Origin of the sequence: Rhizobium sp. ZX09 (assembly GCF_017357485.1) — a bacterium.
GTDB lineage: Bacteria > Pseudomonadota > Alphaproteobacteria > Rhizobiales > Rhizobiaceae > Agrobacterium > Agrobacterium pusense.
The window spans coordinates 1136203-1153493 of record NZ_CP031363.1 but is presented as its reverse complement, the minus strand read 5'-3'; the positions used below and the strand labels follow the sequence as shown (position 1 = coordinate 1153493).

Sequence of the window (17291 nt, the reverse complement as noted above, 5' to 3'; positions counted from 1 at the left end):
GCCACGCAATAGGGCCATTTTTTGCGCGACAAACCCTGTCGGAATGTTAGGCTGTGCGGCAACACCTGATTTGAGGTTTGTCGCACATGTTGATCGGTTACATGCGGGTATCGAGTAGTGACGAGCGCCAGTCGGTTGCCTTGCAGCGCGATGCCCTGCTCGCGGCCGGGGTCGATGAGCGCCATCTCCATCAGGATCGCGCTTCCGGAGCGCGTGATGACCGGCCGGGTCTGAAGGCATGCCTCGGCGAATTGCGCGAAGGCGATGTCCTGGTCGTCTGGAAGATAGATCGGTTAGGCCGGTCACTCTCCCACTTGATCCGTATCGTCGAGGATTTGAAGGAACGTGGTGTCGCCTTCCGATCTCTCACGGAGGCGATCGACACCACGAATTCGCACGGCGCGTTTCTGTTCAACCTGTTCGGCTCGCTTGCAGAATACGAGAGAGTGCTGATCACCGAGCGGGTCAATGCCGGCCTGGCGGCGGCTCGCCGACGTGGCCGTAAGGGCGGGAGACCTCCAACGATCGATGCGGAAAAGGTCGAGCAGGTTCTAGCTGCTTTGGAAGCTGGCGCCAGCAAGGCGTCCGTGTGCCGGACGTTCAAGGTGGCGCGCTCGACCTTGATCGACACGTTGAAGCGGACTGGATGGACAGGCCCCGGCAAGACCGGCACGCCCGAAACCGTAGTTTGACGAGTGACCGTGGCTGATGGCGTTTCTCGATGAGCAATCGCGTGCCGTTTTATTCGAACCACCCGAAGCTTATGAAGATGCGCAAGCGCGCTATGCACTGACTTCCGAGGATATTGTCTTCGTCAAGGAACATCGCCGGTCGCATAATCGGCTTGGCTTTGCGATCCAACTCGCACTGGTGCGTGATCTGGGCCGTCTGCTGCGAATAGGCGAAGTTCCACCTCAGGCGGTTGTCTCTGTTGTCGCCGACCAGCTGGGCATCGACCCTGCAGTGTTCGAGTTCTACGCCCAGCGCGACGAAACGCGCCGGGAACACGCGCGCGAGATCGTCTCTGCACTGGAGCTTCAGCCTGTCCGGACGAGTGACTATCGCGAGTTGATAACGGCGGCGGCACGCGAGGCGGCGGCCACTGAACAAGGTGCGCCGATCGCCAAGGCCGTGATCGAAGCCTTGAAGGAACGAAAGTTGCTCGTTCCTATGCCGGAGCTGCTGATCCGTCTGGCACTGGCCGGCCGGGCGGCGGCGCGTCGACAAGCCTATCGCGAATTGATCCGGGATCTGGAGCAGCCTTCGATCGAGGCGCTTGATCAGCTCCTCGCTGAGCGGGCCGGCGATCGGAGCCACCTTGGCTGGATTGCGGAAGCACCTGAAGGGGCGAAGCTGAAGAACCTCAAAGGCTTGATCGCCCGCCTCGAGGTATTGCGCTCAGCCGCCATTCCCGACGACCGTCGCAAGACGATCCATGCCAATCGCTACGGCATCATCGCCAGGGATGCACGCATTCTGCATGCCCGGGAGATACGACGCCTGACATCCGAACGTCGCTACGCCACGCTGGCCGCCTTCGTCATCGAGAGACAGGCGTCGATCACCGACCTGACGATCGACATGTTCTGCAAAATGATTGGGAGCAACCGCCGCAAGGCCGAGATCAGCCGCACGGAACGCCGGCTAAAAGAGGCCGAGGTTCTTGATGGGGTGGCGCTTGAGCATCTCAAGCTCGGCGAGGCGCTTCTGGCCGCTCGTGCGAGCAAAACCGATCTTGCATCGGCGATCGCAGCCTCCCTCGGCTGGGACGGATTGGTCGCCAGCATGGCGGCAGCCAGATCTGTCGTCCACCCTGATCGCAGTAACGAATTCGACGAGCTCATCAAGCGGCACAAATCGTTGCGCAAGCTGGGCAGACTGATGTTCCGCACGTTCTCGTTCCGGTCGTTTCGTGCTGATGATCCGATCCTTGTAGCAGTGGACCATCTGCGCGCGCTCTATGGCGGCCGGAAATTGCCGGCGCAGGTGCCGCTCGCCTTTCTGACCCGCAAATGGCGACGCTGCGTGCGCCCGAACAGTGCCGATATCGACCTGCGCGCCTGGGAAGTGGCGGTCCTCGTTCACCTGCGAGAGCGTCTGAGGGCCGGTGACATCTGGGTCGAAGGCAGCCGGGCATGGCGCAGTTTCGAGGATTATCTTCTGCCTCGGCCGATCTTCGAGCTGATGCGCGCCGAGGGGCGGCTCGGGCTCGCACTCCCCGACAGCTTTGCCGAATGGCGAGCAGAACGGACCGCCACGCTCGATGCGAAGCTGAAAGAGCTGGCAAAGGCGGCGGCTGCCAATGCTATTCCGGATGCAGCGATTTCCGACAAGGGCCTGTCGATCTCGCCGATCCGCGAGGAGGAGCGCGACAGCATCGTCGCGCTCAGCCGCCGACTATATGTTCTGGTGCCACGGATCAGGATCACCAGCCTGCTTGCCGAGGTGCAAAGCTGGACCAAATTCCTCGACAGCTTCACGCATTATCGTACCGGTGAGACGGCAAACGACGAGGCAGCGCTGATGGCAGCGATCCTTGCCGACGCCACCAATGCCGGAGCCGAACGTATGGCGGAAAGCTCACGCGGCGTCACGATCCACCAGATGATGCTGATGGTGGACAGGCATATGCGATCGGAAACCTACGCCACGGCGACCGCCGTGCTGGTCGATGCGCAGCAGGCCCATCCCTTTGCCGCGATCTGGGGTGACGGCCATATCTCCTCCTCGGACGGACAGTTCTTTCCGGCTGGCGGGCGTGGCGAAGCCAGCCTCGACTACAATGCAAAATACGGCAAGCGACCGGGGGCGTCGATCTATGGCTTCCTGTCCAACCGTTTTGCTTCCTTCTTCTCCCGCATGATCCAGGCATCCGAGGGCGAAGCCCCCTACGTTCTCGACGGCCTCCTTCACAACGAAAGCTCCGTCGAAATCTATGAGCACGCAACCGATACCGCTGGCGCCACCGAAACGACGTTCTCCATGTTCCACGCCTTTGGCTACAGGCTCATTCCCCGTATCCGCAATCTCGGCAATCGCAGGCTCTTTGTCATTGATCGCGATCCGGCTTACGAACCGCTCGACGCGCTGATCGCTGGAACCGTCAACATGGATGTCGTCGAGCACCACTGGGATGAGGTCTTGCGGCTGAAGGCTTCGATCGCTGCAGGTTTGGTGCCGCCTTCCGTCATCCTCAAGAAGCTGGCAGCGTCGCCGCGACAAAACCGGCTGAACCAGGCCCTGCGCGAAATGGGCCGGATAGAACGCTCGATCTTCATCTGCGACTGGCTGCTCGATACGAAACTGCGCCGCAGATCGCATGCGATCCTCAACAAGGGTGAAAGCCGTCATGCTCTCGCACGCGCCATCTTCCTCCACCAGCTCGGCGAATTGCGCAACCGCGTCGCCGAAACCATGGCTTACCGCGCGTCCGGTCTTAACCTCGTCGTCAACGCCATCATCCTGTGGAACACTGTCTATCTCAGCCGTGCTGTCGATTATATCAGCAGTCAGGGTATTATCATTCCGGACGAGCTGCTCTCCCAGGTCGCACCACTACCATGGGCGCATATCGCGCTCACCGGCGACTACCTCTGGAACGAAATTGACCGACCCCTCGAACGCTTCAGGCCAATCCGGGCTAACCGCTTCAATCCAAACAACTTCAAATTCCCTTAGCGTGTATTAATGTAGAAATGCCCACGGAGCCCCAGGATCGACGATGCGGTCGGAGCAGAACTTCAGGCCTGCTGCCTCAACTTCAATGAGGTCCTCAAGGAACATTTTGGTCATCAGTTTGGGCTCGAAAAGCGCCTGCCAATTGCTCTTCAATTTGTATCGTTCGGGATGGATCAACGGACCGCGTTGAAAAAGGCATCGAGCTTACCAACGCATGTGTCATCATTCATATCGGCGTTCGAACATGACTTGAGCGACGAACAGGTAAAAGACCCCGCCTTCCGCTTGAAAGTCGCGTTCGTTCCCATCGCAGCGAAAAAGGCGGCTGGAGCGGATCAAGCAGTCGTGACGGTTCCGCTTGGGTCGGACCTAGCGGACAAGATTGAGGTCGTCTTCAAGGAAGTAAATCGATCGCGCTACATCCGGAAGGACATTTTGGACAAGGTCCACGAGGCCGGTTACCCGAACTTTGGACCTGGTGATCACACTAGACTCATGAATAACCTTGACGCCAAGGACCCCGCTAAAGGATTGGGGTGCGTTGGTGACTACAAGGCTCACTGGGTCTGGTACGACAAATGGCTGGAGACGGTTCTCGAACACTGCAAGGCTAACACCGACCAATATGAGTGATGAAAACCATCGAAACGGGTAAATTAGAGATCGCCGCGGTTAGCTGAATGCCGACGTCAGTGTAAGCGTTCTGCTGTCTGCGTCCAAGACAGCCTCAGTGCCGATCGGGATAGCCACGGCGTCTGCACCGTGGCCAAGCGGCAGCCCACCTAAAACCGGGACTCCAAGCTCCGCAAGTCGATCCCGCAAAACGTCCACTACGGTCCAACCTTTAGACGGGGCGAAGTTCGTGAACTGCCTTGCACTTCGGTCAACAGGATCGAATTTAACATGGTTTTACCTCCGGAGCGCAGCATGGCATGAGTTCTGCGATGAGTGGCGCGCAAAGTTCTGTCGAGCCGCCGCAGCAATCCTTCAGCAGGAAAAGTGTCATATCACGCAGACCGTCGAGATCAGCGCGGTAAATGATAGATCGGCTCTGCCGCTCACTCTTCACTAGTCCCGCTCTTGAGAGGGTTGCAAGGTGTGCCGACATGGTGTTCTGAGGGACATCAAGCAGTCGGGCGAGTTCCCCCGCCGGAACTCCATCAGGTTCATGCCGCACAAGTAAACGGAACGTCTCGAGTCGAGTGTTCTGGGCCAAGGCCGCGAGGGCCGTTATCGCAATGTTATTTTCCATATATCCAGATTAATGGATATAATGATGCTGTCAATAAGGCTGCTACCCCTCAGTCACCCTATATCTCATCGGTGAACATCTTCATGTCGAAGGGTTCCGGGTTCGGTCCCAAAATACCCGCGACTTCATCTTGTAGTTTCCCCACCATGTCCCTTAGTGGTGAAGATTGCTCCGCGCAGACAGGTTCAAGTTTAAAGGCGCTGCAGTCGGCGTCAATTAAGTCCTTAGTAGTTTCACTCATTGTAACAGATCCTTTAGCTCAGCCAACCAGCGTCACCCCCAAGTATAGCATACATTCGCACCCAAGCACTCGATATGGGATGTCGTATTGAGATCGGCTTGTCCGTCTCTCCCATATTCGCGAACAGGACTGCCGTTGGCAAGTATACTCTCTTTGGCGTGGAGACCGTCGTCATCGTAGGCGATCCGGAAGTTCTGCGGCGCACGATAGAAAAGCCACCACGGGCCCTTGAACGAGACACGGCCAAGGCCCCTCCTCCGAAAGATGCTGGAGCGTTGCGGGACATCATCACTGTGGCAGGTTCGGACATCGAGAATCCTTAGGGCGGCGTTATAGTTCGCGGAACCTATTGGGCAATGCGTCGAGCGTCGAGTGAAGATTCCCTCATTCAAACGTCACGATCAAAAAGCAACAGACCGGCGTTCTTGCGGGCGCAACAGTGTTGCCAAGTGTAGTGAAATCGCGGCTCTTCAAAAGCAACAAAGGGGGCGAAAGCAGCGGTGCAACACCCTTTTGTCGGAAGAAAGCGCTGCTTCCCTTGCCAACAAGGGGGAATACTTCACTCACTCACCCAGCTTCAAAGCCGAAACCGCACTCTTTGGAACTTTTCGTACTTAGTTACCGGGAAAACCGTAAGCTGTCAGATCGCAGCGCCGTTGCTGTCATCATTGAAAAGCGCCGCTTATCGCATTGATACATCCATATCCAGGTCGATCATAATTCTCCTGATGCCTCTCGGCGTCGCAGATCGAGCTCTTCACTGTAGCGTCTCAGCGTGTGACTTTCGGTAAGCAGGCCAACGGGACGATTTTCGATCTTGTCGTTGACGACGACGAGTGCTTCGCTTTCCGCCGCGTCAAAGGCTGCCGCCGCTTGCCGTGCATTCATGGTCGGCAGCAATACGTCGTTCTTGTAGTGCAGATAGGTCTCGAGGCTGATCTTGCTTGGGTCGCGATCCATCGGATCGGCATAGATTTCCGGCACGAGAACGATCCCGGCATAACGCCCGTCATCGTGGGTCATGATGACCCGCTGCGTCGAACCGAGCGGGAACTTCTCCTTGAAGGCCGGAAGCCCCATGCTGACATTGGCCTTGCGGATGTCAGCGCGCATCATCTTGCCCACCGTCAGGTCGCGGATCCAGCCGATGTCATGGGCGCTGCGAATGCTCTCACCGCGCAGGTGAAAACGCCAGGTGGCGAAGGAGTAGCCGAAGGTGGTGCGCACCACCAGCGATGTGGTGATGACGGCGGCAAGCACGAGCGCCGTAATCTGGAAGTCGCCGGTCAGTTCCAGCGCCAGAAATGTCATTGTCAGCGGACCACCGATGATGGCGGCGGCAAAGGCGCTCATGCCGATCACGGCGTAGACGATCGGGGCCGTCGAGCCATAGCCGATATAGGGCGCGCAGAGTGCGAAAATCTTGCCGAGCAGCGATCCCATGAACAGCGAGGCGAAAAACAGGCCGCCGCGGAAATTCGAACCTATCGAGATCGCGCTGGCCGCCGCCTTCAACAGGAACAATCCTGCAAGCCCGTAGATCGTCAGGTCGGCATCGATGTTGAGATGCAATGCTCCATGGCCGCTCGAGAGAACCTGCGGTGAAATCAACGCCAGCCCGCCGACAACGATGCCGCCAAGCGTAGGACGCAGCCAGCCAGGAATAGCGCTTTTGCGCGCCGTCTCCTCAATGAAGGACACCGCCTGCATGAGCACGATACCGATTGCCGCGCACACAACCCCAAGGAAAATAGCCGGCACGTAATCGGCGGGGGTCACGCGGCTGGCATCGACGATATCGATGGAAAGGCCATGGCCGCCAATCAGGCCGATAACGGTTGTCGCCACCAGCGCCGAAACGATCAGCGGGGCGAGCGTGACGACTGTATAGGTGCCGATGATGAGTTCGATGGCGTAAAATGCGCCAGTCAGAGGCGCGTTGAAGGCGGCCGCGATGGCGCCCGCGGCGCCGCAGCCAACGAGGATGCGCATGTCCCCTCGCCTCAGTTTCAGCTTGATGCCGATCTTCGATGCAACGCCGCTGGCAATCTGCGTATAGCCAGCCTCGAGCCCGACGGATGCGCCAAAACCGTTGGAAACGACGTTCTGCACGCAGACAATGATGCTGTCCGTAAGCGACAGGCGGCCACCATGCAGCGCATTTGCCTCGATGGGGTCGACCATCGGCTTTTTGCGGGTTTTGGAGAGGATGAAGATGATCAGCCCGAGCAGGACACCGCCCATGATCGGCCCCACCAGCACGATCTGTCCGGAAAGATCGCTGCTGCTCAGACGTTCGACGCCAAAGACGAGCACATGCAATGCCGTGCTCAAAGCGCCGATCAACGCCACCAGCAGGCCGGCTGCGATGCCGATGAGCACGGCAAGCGCGACGAGGCCGAGTTCGCCGCGTCGGAACATGGCGCGCAGGCGGCTGGCGCGCAGATTGTCGAAGAAGCTCGCCATACTCGGTGCACGGAAAGGCTTAGTCGACATGCTGTTCCTTTTCAGGCGGCGTCAGGCGGTTTCGAGATCGATCTCAATTTCGAAACGCATCTGATCATAAGCCGGTTCAACATGATCAGGCGTTTCCTGCATCACCGTCTCATAATCGAGCGGAATATGCATGTGGGTCAAGATCGCCCTTTTGGGTGCCAGTGTTTCGATCCAGCCGAGCGCCTGTTCGAGTGATAGATGGCTGGGGTGGTAGCGATATTGCAGGGCGTCGATGATGAGCACCTCAAGTCCGGCGAGTTTCGGCAGGCTTTCGGCCGGAAAATCGCTGACGTCGGTGCAATAGGCCACATCACCAATGCGGAAACCCAAAGAATGAACGTCCCCATGCTGTTGCATATGCACCCCAAAGGCGATTGGTCCTCCTGCTCCATCAATAACAACCGGCTCGTTGATATCGGCAATCAGATAAGGCCGGACAATCGGTGGATAATTGCTGCCCGCCGGCGTCTCGAGACAATAGGCAAAACCACCGCGGATGCGCGCCATGGTAATGGGATCGGCATAGATCGGGACGCGGCTTTTCTGGAGTGCGAAATAGATGCGCAGATCGTCAATGCCATGCAGATGGTCGGCATGAGCATGGGTGTAGAGAACGGCATCGATAGCCTCCACCTTCGCGGCGATCATCTGCTCGCGAAAATCAGGACCAGTATCGATCACAACGGTCGTTTTGCCGCCATCAGGACCGATCTGTTCCACCATGAAGGCCGCACGCGTGCGCCGGTTCTTCGGATTATCGGGGTCGCAGGCGCCCCAGTCGCCGTTAATGCGCGGCACGCCGGGTGACGAGGCGCATCCGAGAACCGTGAAGCGGCGACGGGAGATTGCCACGCCTACACCCTTGTCATCTTGGAAAAGCAGCGGAAGGCGTTTTCGGTGGTGATCTCGGCCATCCGCTCGAAGGAGATGCCATGCACCTCGGCCAGAACCTCCGCGGTATTGACGACGTAGGAAGGCTCGTTGCGTTTGCCACGCCAGCGCTTCGGCGCAAGATAGGGTGCGTCCGTTTCTACAAGCAGCCGGTCAAGAGGCACGGTTGCAGCGATATCGCGAATATCCTGCGACTTTGGGAAGGTCAGAATGCCCGAGAAAGACACATATCCGCCAAGCTCGACACCCGTTTTTGCGAGCTCGGGACCAGCGGAAAAGCAGTGCAGAATGAACGGAAATGCGCCCTTCCCGCTTTCGGAGCGCAGGATGGCGGCCATGTCGTCATCGGCACTGCGGCTGTGAATGACAAGCGGCAGCTTCGTTCGTCTCGCCGCCTCGATATGGCGAAGAAGGCCGGTCTTCTGGTCTTCGGGCTTCTGCGTGTCGTAGAAGTAATCCAGACCCGCCTCTCCGATCGCCACGATCTTCTCATGACTTTCGGCAAGCTGCACCAGCTCATCGGCGGAGATATCCAGTTCCTCATCGGCATTGTTCGGATGGGTGCCGACCGAGCAAAAGACTGACGGATATTTTTCCGTGATCTTCAACAGCTCCGGCAGACGACGCACCCGGGTCGAGATCGTCACCATCTGGCTCACGCCGGAGGCATGCGCCCGAGCGATGATGTCGTCGCGCTCCGCCTCAAAATCAGGAAAATCCAGATGGCAATGGGTATCGATCAGCATCGTGGTCGCCTTCACGCTTCCGGCGCGACGTAACGCGGAAAGACTGGCTTCGGAGCTTCCAGTGGTGTGCCCGGCACCAGACGACCGGCTTCGCCCAACGCCGTAAAGTCGCGCTTGTCGGCTGGCGCCGCAACGAGATCGAGCAGCTTTTCGCAGGAACCCGGCATGATCGGCTGCAGGAGAATGCCGATCTGACGCACGACCTCCGCCGTGACGTAAAGCACGGTGCCCATCCGCTCAGGGTCGGTCTTTTTCAGCGCCCAGGGCTCCTGAGAGGCGAAATAGCGGTCGGTCTCGGAAACGACGGCAATGATGGCGGCTACCGCGCGGTGGATGAGCTGCTTGCCCATCTCCTCACGGCAAATGGCGAGCAGAGCGTCTGCAGACGCGAGCATCGCCTTGTCTTCGTCGGTGAACGGACCAGGCGTAGGGATCTTGCCGTCGCAATTCTTGACGATCATCGACAGCGAACGGCTGGCGAGATTGCCGATGCCATTGGCAAGATCGGCATTGATGCGGGTGGCAATGCCCTCTTCGCTATAGCTGCCGTCCTGGCCGAAGGAGACTTCGCGCATGAAGAAATAGCGGACCTGATCAAGGCCGAAATGGTTTACCAGATTGGCGGGATCAACGACATTTCCGAGCGACTTCGACATCTTCTCGCCCTTGTTGAGCAGGAAGCCATGTGCATAAACGCGCTTCGGCAGCGGCAGCTTTGCGCTCATCAGGAAGGCTGGCCAGTAGACGGCGTGAAAACGAATGATGTCCTTGCCGATGATATGCACGTCGGCCGGCCAATACTTCGCCCGCGGTCCGTTCCTGTCTTCGAGGTAACCCGTTGCGGTGATGTAGTTGGTCAGTGCATCGACCCAGACATACATCACGTGCTTCGGATCATTGGGAACCTTGATGCCCCAGTCGAAGGTGGTGCGGGAAATCGACAGGTCCTTCAGACCGGATTTCACGAAGGAGATGATTTCGTTACGGCGTTCCGCCGGACCGATGAAGTCGGGGTTTTCCTCATAGAGCTTCAGCAGCTTGTCCTGGTACTCGGAGAGCTTGAAGAAATAGCTTTCCTCCTCCACCCATTCCACCGGCGTGCCCTGCGGGCCGTAACGGACGCCATCGGCGCGCACTTCCGTCTCGTCCTCGGCGTAATAGGCCTCGTCACGAACGGAATACCAGCCGGCATAGCTATCCTTGTAGATGTCGCCGCTCTCGGCCATCAGGTTCCAGATATTGCGCGAGGTCTCGTGATGTCGTTCTTCCGTCGTGCGGATGAAATCGTCGTTCGAGGCGTTGAGCAGCTTGCCCATCTCGAGAAACTGATTGGAATTTCGCTCCGCGAGTTCTTCCGGCGAAACGCCTTCCGCACGTGCCGTCTGCTGCATCTTCTGGCCGTGTTCGTCTGTGCCCGTCAGGAAGAACACATCCATTCCGTCCAGGCGCTGAAAGCGTGCCATGGCGTCCGTTGCGATCAGTTCATAGGCATGGCCGATATGCGGCTTGCCGTTGGGATAGGAGATCGCGGTGGTGATGTAGAATGGTGTCTTGTCTGTCATGACGGTCTATCGACTTTACGCGCTGTTTTTTGGATAGACCGCTCTTAAACCATTGTTCGCAGCAGCGAAAGAAAAAGCTACCGAATTGGTACACTGATATCAATATTGCCGACTATTCGTCATCCTCGGGCTCGAGCCGAGTATCCATTAATTTCAGCGGGTTGCGGATTCCCGTGTCAATCCCGGGGGTAATGCGGCTTAGAGTGGGCCAATCCGAAAAGGCAACTTCGGTCCTCACGATTTTCCGGCCTTAGACGCCCCGGATATCCTCAAGAATGGAAATCACTATCTGTTTCTTGTCAAGATTATAGGCCTGCGCCACGGTGATGCGTTCCGAGAGCGCCGAAGAAAGCCGTGCCAGCCTTTCCGCAGCCGTGATATCGCCCGTCATGGCCGCCGCGCGCGCGCGCGCCATCAGATCTTCCGTCACATGTTCCATGAAGAAACCGAGGACGATGTCGCCATCCTTCTGGGCCAGGATCTCGGCGACCTTGTGCATCTGTTTGCGGGCGCCCGGCCCGTCGGCATTCATGACTGCGGCAAGGGCCTCGACAATATCGGAGCCGCCGTAGTTCATCAGCTTCAGCGCCTGCGCAACGCTACCCTTGGAAGCGGCAAGCAGGGCATCGCGCTTTTCCTCCGTGAGACTTATGCCGAGATGATCGAGTGCCTGCACCATGGCCGAATCCGAAAGCGGTAGCAGCCTGAGCGGCATGCAGCGTGAGCGGATTGTCGGCAGCAATTTTCCCGGTGCGTGGGAGAGCACGAGAAACATCGCCCTTTTAGGCGGCTCTTCCAGTATTTTCAGGATCGCGTTCGCGGCATTGCGGTTGAGATCGTCGGCGGGATCGATGATGACGATGCGCCAGTTGCCGGTGCCCGAGGTCTGCGAGAAAAAATGCCCTGCCCGTCGCACCTCGTCCACCGTGATGGCGGATTTCACGCGGCCGGTCTTTTCATCCACGGGCCGGGTGAGATGCAGCAGGTTATGCGAGGCGCCGGCGGTGATCTGCCGGCTGACCAGCGACTGCGGATCGGGGTCTGGCAGAAACTCCGGTGCCGACAAAGGATCGGGATGGTTCAGCACATGATTGGCGAAACGGAAAGCGAGCGTCGCCTTGCCGATGCCCTCCGGCCCTTCGATGAGAATGGCATGATGGCCTTTGCCAGAGCGATAGGACTGCGCGAGAAACGCCTCCGCCTCCTCATGGCCAAAAAGCCTCGTGTTCTGCTGCGGCGCGATTGCACCGTCGAGAACGCCCTGGACCTCACTCATGGGCCCTGCCCGCCTCGGTCCCCAGCTGTTCGAGCAAGGGCTCGACGAAGGACATGACATCCTCCGCAACTTTTTCTTCCGGCTGATCGGCATTGACGATCCGGCAGCGACGCGGCTCGGCAAGCGCGATATCGAGATAGGCTTCCCGCCGCTTCTCGTGGGTTTCGATTTCCTCTTTCTCGAAGCGATCGGGCTTCGCGCCTTCATCCGCACGCTTTCTGGCGCGGGCAAGGCCTTTTTCGGCAGCGATATCGAAAATCAGTGTCAGCTCCGGAACGACGCCATCAATCGCGATGCGCTGCAGCGTCTCGATGAAATCCGGCTCCAGATTGCCGGTCGTGCCCTGATAGACGCGGGATGAATCGAGAAACCGGTCGCAGAGCACGATCTCGCCGCGCTCCAGCGCAGGGCGAATGACCTCTTCGACGTGATCGTTGCGCGCGGCGGCGAACAAGATGGCTTCCATCCGGACGCCAAACGGCTCCGCCGCACCGGAAAGGAGAACATGTCTTACGGCCTCCGCACCCGGAGAACCGCCGGGCTCACGCGTTACGACCACCTTGAAGCCACGATCGCGAAGCGCCTCGGCAAGCGTGCGAATCTGCGTCGATTTGCCGGCGCCTTCGCCGCCTTCGAAGCTGATGAACAATCCGGTCTTTTCGGCCAATGTCACGTCCTGCAAGGAATTCACGTCAATGTTGAAATGCCTGTTTACAGCATCGGACCGAAATGTGTGAAGCGCTTTTCAGAAAAACCGGTGCCTGAACAAAAGCATAGGAGAAAAGGCACGTGCTGAACCGCACTTCACAGCCAGAACAGCAGAAGTTCCTTCAATGCTCCTGCGGCATTCTGGGTGAGCGAACCCTTGTTCACCCGGCTCTTCGTATAGAGCGGCACTTCGCGCAATAGACGCTCGCCCGAGAATATCTTCAGCGTTCCGGCATTCGCCCCGACATCGAGCGGCGCGTTCAGCGGCCATCGATAGACGATACGTCCGGAGAGGCGTTCCGGATTGTTGACGGGCACCAGGACGCTGACATCGTCCTTCGGAGAAAGGTCGACATAGGAGGCATCGCCGCCATACACGCTGACGGAGCCAACCACTTCGTCCTTGCTGAACAGGCGGCGTTTTTCGAAGGCGGTCAGGCCCCAGTCCACCACTCTGCGCGCTTCCTCCTGCCGCGTCTTGTCGTCTGCGATGCCGGCAAGCGCCAGATAGATGCGGCGCCCTTCCCGCTCCGCCGAAACCACGGCGGCAAAACCGCTACCTTCTGCAAAACCGAGGCCAAGACCGTCTATACCGCTTCCCGGCATCAGCAACGTGTTCTTGTTGCGCTGGAAAATCCGGTTCCATTCGAAGTCCGGCTTCGTAAACAACGAGTAGCGGTCGGGATAGATGTCATGCAGATGTTGGGCAAGGCGCACCATGTCCCTGGCGGTCGTCTGGTTTCCGGAATCGGGAAGTCCGGTGGAATTGGCAAACGTGCTGCGGTTCATGCCAAGTTCGCCGGCCCGTGCCGTCATGCGCTTGGCAAAGGCAGCGTCCGATCCCGCCATGCCTTCGGCGATGATGATGCAGCCGTCATTGGCGTTCTGCACGATGATTCCGGTTAAAAGGTCATTGATGCCAACGGAGGATTTCAGGGCGGCGAACATGGTCGACGTTCGCGATGGGGCTCCGCCCGTGCGCCAGGCATATTCCGAAACGGGATAGGCCGTTTCCGACGCCAGCTGTCCTTTCGACAGCGCATCCAGCACCACCTCCACCGTCATCAGCTTGGCAAGCGATGCGGGCGGAAAGGACTGATCCTCATTTTGGGCAAGAAGCACCGTACCGGTTTCGGCATCGATCATATAGGCCTGCTCGGCCTTGGCGATGAAGGGCGCTGTCTGCGATTGCGCCGCGCCGGCGCTCAAAAATGCAAAAGCGGCCGCCGCGACGGCCGACAGATAGGAGCGATGAAAGGTCTTGCGCATGAAACCGCCCAGTGCTGTCTGCCACAACCGGCCACCCGCCATGAGAACGGTGCGGCGGTGTCCTTAATCCGTTAGCGTGACTTCGCCTGCTGACGCTTCACATGGGCGAGGATCGACTCTTCGCTCAAGCCGTCACGATTGACGAGCACGGTGTCGAACACCTTTGCGGTTTTGGATACGGCGGCGGATTCTTCGGAATAGGCCGCTGCATATTTGGAAGACGGCGTGGGCACACGCAGATAATTGCCGCCTGGAGCCGCTGGTTCCCGCAGGAAGTTACCTTCGGGGCGCTCCGCCAGGATCGGGCCGATTTCCGGCAGGATCGCGAATTGTTCGAATGCGGGCTGTACACCGTTGACGAGTGGCATGGCCTGAAGCGCCGCATTCTTCTTGGAACCAACGAGCGCGGTCTGAGCCGAGCCGGCATAATTCGGGTTCGATGTCGGCGCCGGCACGAAATTCGGCGAGGCCGAAGCAACCATCACGCCGGTCGCGATCTGCCCTTCAGGCGCGACGCCCGGCGAACGCGAACCCTTCGGAATATAGGAAGCCATCAGGTAAGGCATGTCATGGCCGTCGAGCGGCGCACGGCCCGCATATTGAACCCGTACATTTGCTGTCCCCGTCGCCTTCATGTCCAGAAGATCTGCCGTCTTGCTGGAAACGTCGATCAGACGGCCCTCGTGGAACGGACCACGGTCGTTGACACGGACGAGCACCGACGCGCCATTATCCATATTGGTGATGCGCGCGTAGCTCGGCAGCGGAAATGTCGGATGTGCGGCAGAAAGATGTTCCTTGTCGTAAACCTCGCCATTGGCCGTGAGGCGTCCATGGAAGGCGGAGCCATACCAGGAAGCAAGGCCAACCTTGTTGTAGCCCGGCTCCTCTTTCGGGAAGTAACGGCGGCCCTTGACGGTATAGGCGTTACCCAGCAGCTCGCGTCCGCCACCCTTCGGGATGTTCTTTCCATCGGCAACGCGCGGGCTGGCCTTTACGCCATATTCGGATTCGGAGAAATATTCCTTGCTGCGCTTGGGCTTAGGCTTTGTCTCGGAGGTGGTGGAACACGACGCCGTTGCAGCGCAAAGCACGGAAATTGCAAGCCACTTCACGCCCGACCTGGCGCTGATGCCTGTTTTCTTGACCGTAGAATTCAAATCGTCTGCCCCACGCTGCTATTGGCTCGGAGAACCGCACCCTCACTTGCCTCGATATTGCCCCTGCCATCGAAGCACCTAACAGTCGCTTAATCTTGTGCATAACGTGGCGAAAATGCGAACGACTTTTGCAAATTCGATAAAATTGTAACGAACGTGGTTAATGATTTCTATCTTTTCGGCGCGCCCGCCACGGCGGAATCCGCCCGCCGTCAGTCCTCCCCTCGCAGCCTCGCAAGGAACAAAGCAGCGGTAACCGCGTTTTCTCCGCGCAAACAAACGAGCTTCCGCCGGTTTCGGCTGAGGGAGGAAACATGATAAATTTTATGAAAACCACAGGTCTGGCGATTGGCATCGCCCTGGTATCCTTCGCCGCACCTATGCCTGCCGGTGCTCAGGATATGGAGCTCAGAATCGGCCCGGATGGCGTCCGTCCCGTCATCCGCGACCGTGATCGGGACATGGACCGCCGGGGTCCTCCACGCATGCGTGGCTGCAGCGAACGCGAAGCCCGCGCCGCGGCCCGTGAAGCAGGCCTTCGTGATCCCGAAGTCGTGCGCGTCACGCCGGGCCGCGTTGTTGTCGAAGGCTTCACGCGCCGGGGACCGGACCGGATCACCTTCGCAAATGAACGAGGCTGTCCGGAAATCTGATCCACAACCGCTGCCTGGAACCCGCCGAAAGGCGGGTTTCTTATTTGTACGGATCTACGCGATCCCCAAACGCTGCGGGAACATGCCTCGTCGCGACATTATTCGAATGATGTTGCGCTTGATGGCAGATGGGGTGGGATTCGAACCCACGGTACGCTCTCACGCACGCCGGTTTTCAAGACCGGTTCCTTAAACCACTCGGACACCCATCCATGGTGGTGAGGCTTTATAGCGGTTTGAAAAAGGGCGTCAATCCCGCTCCGACAAGCATCGTCTTCCTTCTCTCACAGTTGGCGGATCATTGCCCCGGGGTCGCTGCGGGCGGCAGCAGGGAGCCGTCACCTGAAGGTATCGAAGGGACCTGCTGCGCTGTATCGAACAACGTAAGGCTCAAAACGATTGCAACAAGCACCAACAAAAGCGCCACAAAGAGGATTCCGGATTTATCCATGCGTCTGCTCATGTCACGTTACGTTAAAGGAGAATATGTGCAATTCGAGGCAAGCAAAGAATAAAGCGAAAGCCTGTCAAGTTGTCTTACAGATCCGTCAAATTCATCGTTCAAAAATCTGCGGATTAAGTGAAATTTGTGCATGGGCGTACTGTTTGGGACGGAAGTGGCCTATCGCGTCCGCACCATTGTCTCTTATATCCCACTCATCGCTCCCGGGCATTGCCCAACTTTCCCCGAGCGATCAACCTGCCCCGCCTCTTTGCGGGGCTTTTTTCTTTTATGGTCATTACATGATGTGCGGCCGGAGGATGGGCGACCCTTTACGGCGGGCGTCTCACTCAAACGCCGATGCTGGGCCCGCCATGGCCGCGCCGGCCTTCCCCCCGGAGAAGGTCCTCGAAGAGGTTCAGCAGCGCCGGCGGCAAGGTATCGGACAACTCAGCGATGATTTCGTTGGCGCGGTTATAGGAATAGATCGCGCATAGCGTGAGCACCAGCAGAACGATCCAGGGCCAGATTGGTTTGCGCCTTTGCGGCGCTCCGTTGGGCTGTTGCGGTAAAGTCATGCCGGCACCCTCCGTTCAGGCCTTGACGCGCGGCTCGCCTCCCGGCGCATAGGCGGTTTTCTGCAGGAAGCGGAATATGTTGCCGCATTGGGCGCAGCGGATCATGAAGTCAGTGGGGTCGCCCGACGGGCGTTCTGCGCGAAATCCCCGGGGCATTTCGTCAATGCGGAAATCAACGTCCCGGCGGGTTTTGTCATCCGACTCGGACGCCTCGGCAAAACCCTGATGGCCACATTTGGAACATTCGAGTTTCCGGGAATATCTGTCACGCGCTGCCATATGCCGTCCTTTGCTTGCGCTTATCAGGTAGCAGCGGCAAAACATCATTTCAATGGCGAT

Annotated in this window: 17 protein-coding genes and 1 tRNA gene; 5 read left to right on the top strand and 13 right to left on the bottom strand. The window is 58.5% G+C overall.

What is annotated here, in order from left to right:
* The first annotated feature begins 86 nt into the window (after positions 1 to 86).
* The 3 genes from BTN45_RS05600 (at position 87) to BTN45_RS05590 (ending at position 4311) form a co-directional block, all read left to right on the top strand.
* Complete coding sequence (locus BTN45_RS05600; RefSeq protein WP_003501158.1) at positions 87 to 692, top strand: recombinase family protein; 606 nt, start codon at positions 87 to 89, stop codon at positions 690 to 692.
* A gap of 16 nt (positions 693 to 708) precedes the next feature.
* On the top strand, positions 709 to 3678 hold the full coding sequence (locus BTN45_RS05595) for a Tn3 family transposase (RefSeq protein WP_003501156.1): 2970 nt from the start codon (positions 709 to 711) through the stop codon (positions 3676 to 3678).
* 249 nt (positions 3679 to 3927) lie between these two features.
* Entirely contained in the window at positions 3928 to 4311 is a 384-nt protein-coding gene (locus BTN45_RS05590; protein ID WP_207589219.1) for a hypothetical protein, read from the top strand.
* Between the two features lie 265 nt (positions 4312 to 4576).
* On the opposite strand, the gene BTN45_RS05580 is transcribed toward BTN45_RS05590, so the two are convergent.
* From BTN45_RS05580 to BTN45_RS05535, 10 genes are all read right to left on the bottom strand, one after another.
* Complete coding sequence (locus tag BTN45_RS05580) at positions 4577 to 4930, bottom strand: metalloregulator ArsR/SmtB family transcription factor (RefSeq protein WP_207589215.1); 354 nt, start codon at positions 4928 to 4930, stop codon at positions 4577 to 4579.
* 58 nt (positions 4931 to 4988) lie between these two features.
* Positions 4989 to 5171, bottom strand: coding sequence for a hypothetical protein (locus BTN45_RS05575; RefSeq protein ID WP_207589213.1), 183 nt, complete (start codon positions 5169 to 5171; stop codon positions 4989 to 4991).
* A 714-nt stretch (positions 5172 to 5885) separates the two neighbouring features.
* On the bottom strand, positions 5886 to 7637 hold the full coding sequence (locus tag BTN45_RS05570) for a chloride channel protein (RefSeq protein WP_207589646.1): 1752 nt from the start codon (positions 7635 to 7637) through the stop codon (positions 5886 to 5888).
* 51 nt (positions 7638 to 7688) lie between these two features.
* A complete protein-coding gene (locus BTN45_RS05565) occupies positions 7689 to 8519 on the bottom strand; it encodes an MBL fold metallo-hydrolase (RefSeq protein WP_207589205.1) in 831 nt (276 codons plus the stop codon).
* Positions 8520 to 8521: 2 nt separating this feature from the next.
* Positions 8522 to 9304, bottom strand: coding sequence for a TatD family hydrolase (locus BTN45_RS05560; RefSeq protein ID WP_006697457.1), 783 nt, complete (start codon positions 9302 to 9304; stop codon positions 8522 to 8524).
* Positions 9305 to 9315: 11 nt separating this feature from the next.
* Entirely contained in the window at positions 9316 to 10866 is a 1551-nt protein-coding gene (metG, locus tag BTN45_RS05555; RefSeq protein WP_207589203.1) for a methionine--tRNA ligase, read from the bottom strand.
* 250 nt (positions 10867 to 11116) lie between these two features.
* The gene (locus BTN45_RS05550) at positions 11117 to 12142 is read right to left on the bottom strand and encodes a DNA polymerase III subunit delta' (RefSeq protein WP_207589201.1); all 1026 of its coding nucleotides are present in this window, start codon (positions 12140 to 12142) and stop codon (positions 11117 to 11119) included.
* Complete coding sequence (tmk, locus tag BTN45_RS05545; RefSeq protein ID WP_004441759.1) at positions 12135 to 12809, bottom strand: dTMP kinase; 675 nt, start codon at positions 12807 to 12809, stop codon at positions 12135 to 12137. Before tmk ends, BTN45_RS05550 begins: the two co-directional genes overlap by 8 nt.
* A gap of 137 nt (positions 12810 to 12946) precedes the next feature.
* A complete protein-coding gene (locus tag BTN45_RS05540; protein WP_207589199.1) occupies positions 12947 to 14119 on the bottom strand; it encodes a D-alanyl-D-alanine carboxypeptidase family protein in 1173 nt (390 codons plus the stop codon).
* Positions 14120 to 14190: 71 nt separating this feature from the next.
* Complete coding sequence (locus BTN45_RS05535; protein WP_006697463.1) at positions 14191 to 15279, bottom strand: septal ring lytic transglycosylase RlpA family protein; 1089 nt, start codon at positions 15277 to 15279, stop codon at positions 14191 to 14193.
* 314 nt (positions 15280 to 15593) lie between these two features.
* Here BTN45_RS05535 and BTN45_RS05530 point away from each other — a divergent pair, with 314 nt between their 5' ends.
* Positions 15594 to 15932: a hypothetical protein gene (locus BTN45_RS05530; protein ID WP_004441749.1), complete on the top strand. Its 339-nt coding sequence runs from the start codon at positions 15594 to 15596 to the stop codon at positions 15930 to 15932.
* A 122-nt stretch (positions 15933 to 16054) separates the two neighbouring features.
* Here BTN45_RS05530 and BTN45_RS05525 read toward each other — a convergent pair.
* Positions 16055 to 16144, bottom strand: a tRNA-Ser gene (locus BTN45_RS05525).
* Between BTN45_RS05525 and BTN45_RS05520 the strand changes: the two genes are divergently transcribed.
* Positions 16145 to 16447 carry a hypothetical protein gene (locus BTN45_RS05520; RefSeq protein WP_207589197.1) on the top strand — a complete coding sequence of 101 codons (303 nt, stop codon included), beginning with the start codon at positions 16145 to 16147 and terminating at the stop codon, positions 16445 to 16447.
* A gap of 277 nt (positions 16448 to 16724) precedes the next feature.
* Here the strand turns inward: BTN45_RS05520 and BTN45_RS05515 are convergent, their stop codons facing one another.
* Positions 16725 to 16952: a hypothetical protein gene (locus BTN45_RS05515; RefSeq protein WP_035208823.1), complete on the bottom strand. Its 228-nt coding sequence runs from the start codon at positions 16950 to 16952 to the stop codon at positions 16725 to 16727.
* Positions 16953 to 16967: 15 nt separating this feature from the next.
* Positions 16968 to 17231, bottom strand: coding sequence for a hypothetical protein (locus BTN45_RS26335; RefSeq protein WP_004441746.1), 264 nt, complete (start codon positions 17229 to 17231; stop codon positions 16968 to 16970).
* Between the last annotated feature and the right edge of the window lie 60 nt (positions 17232 to 17291).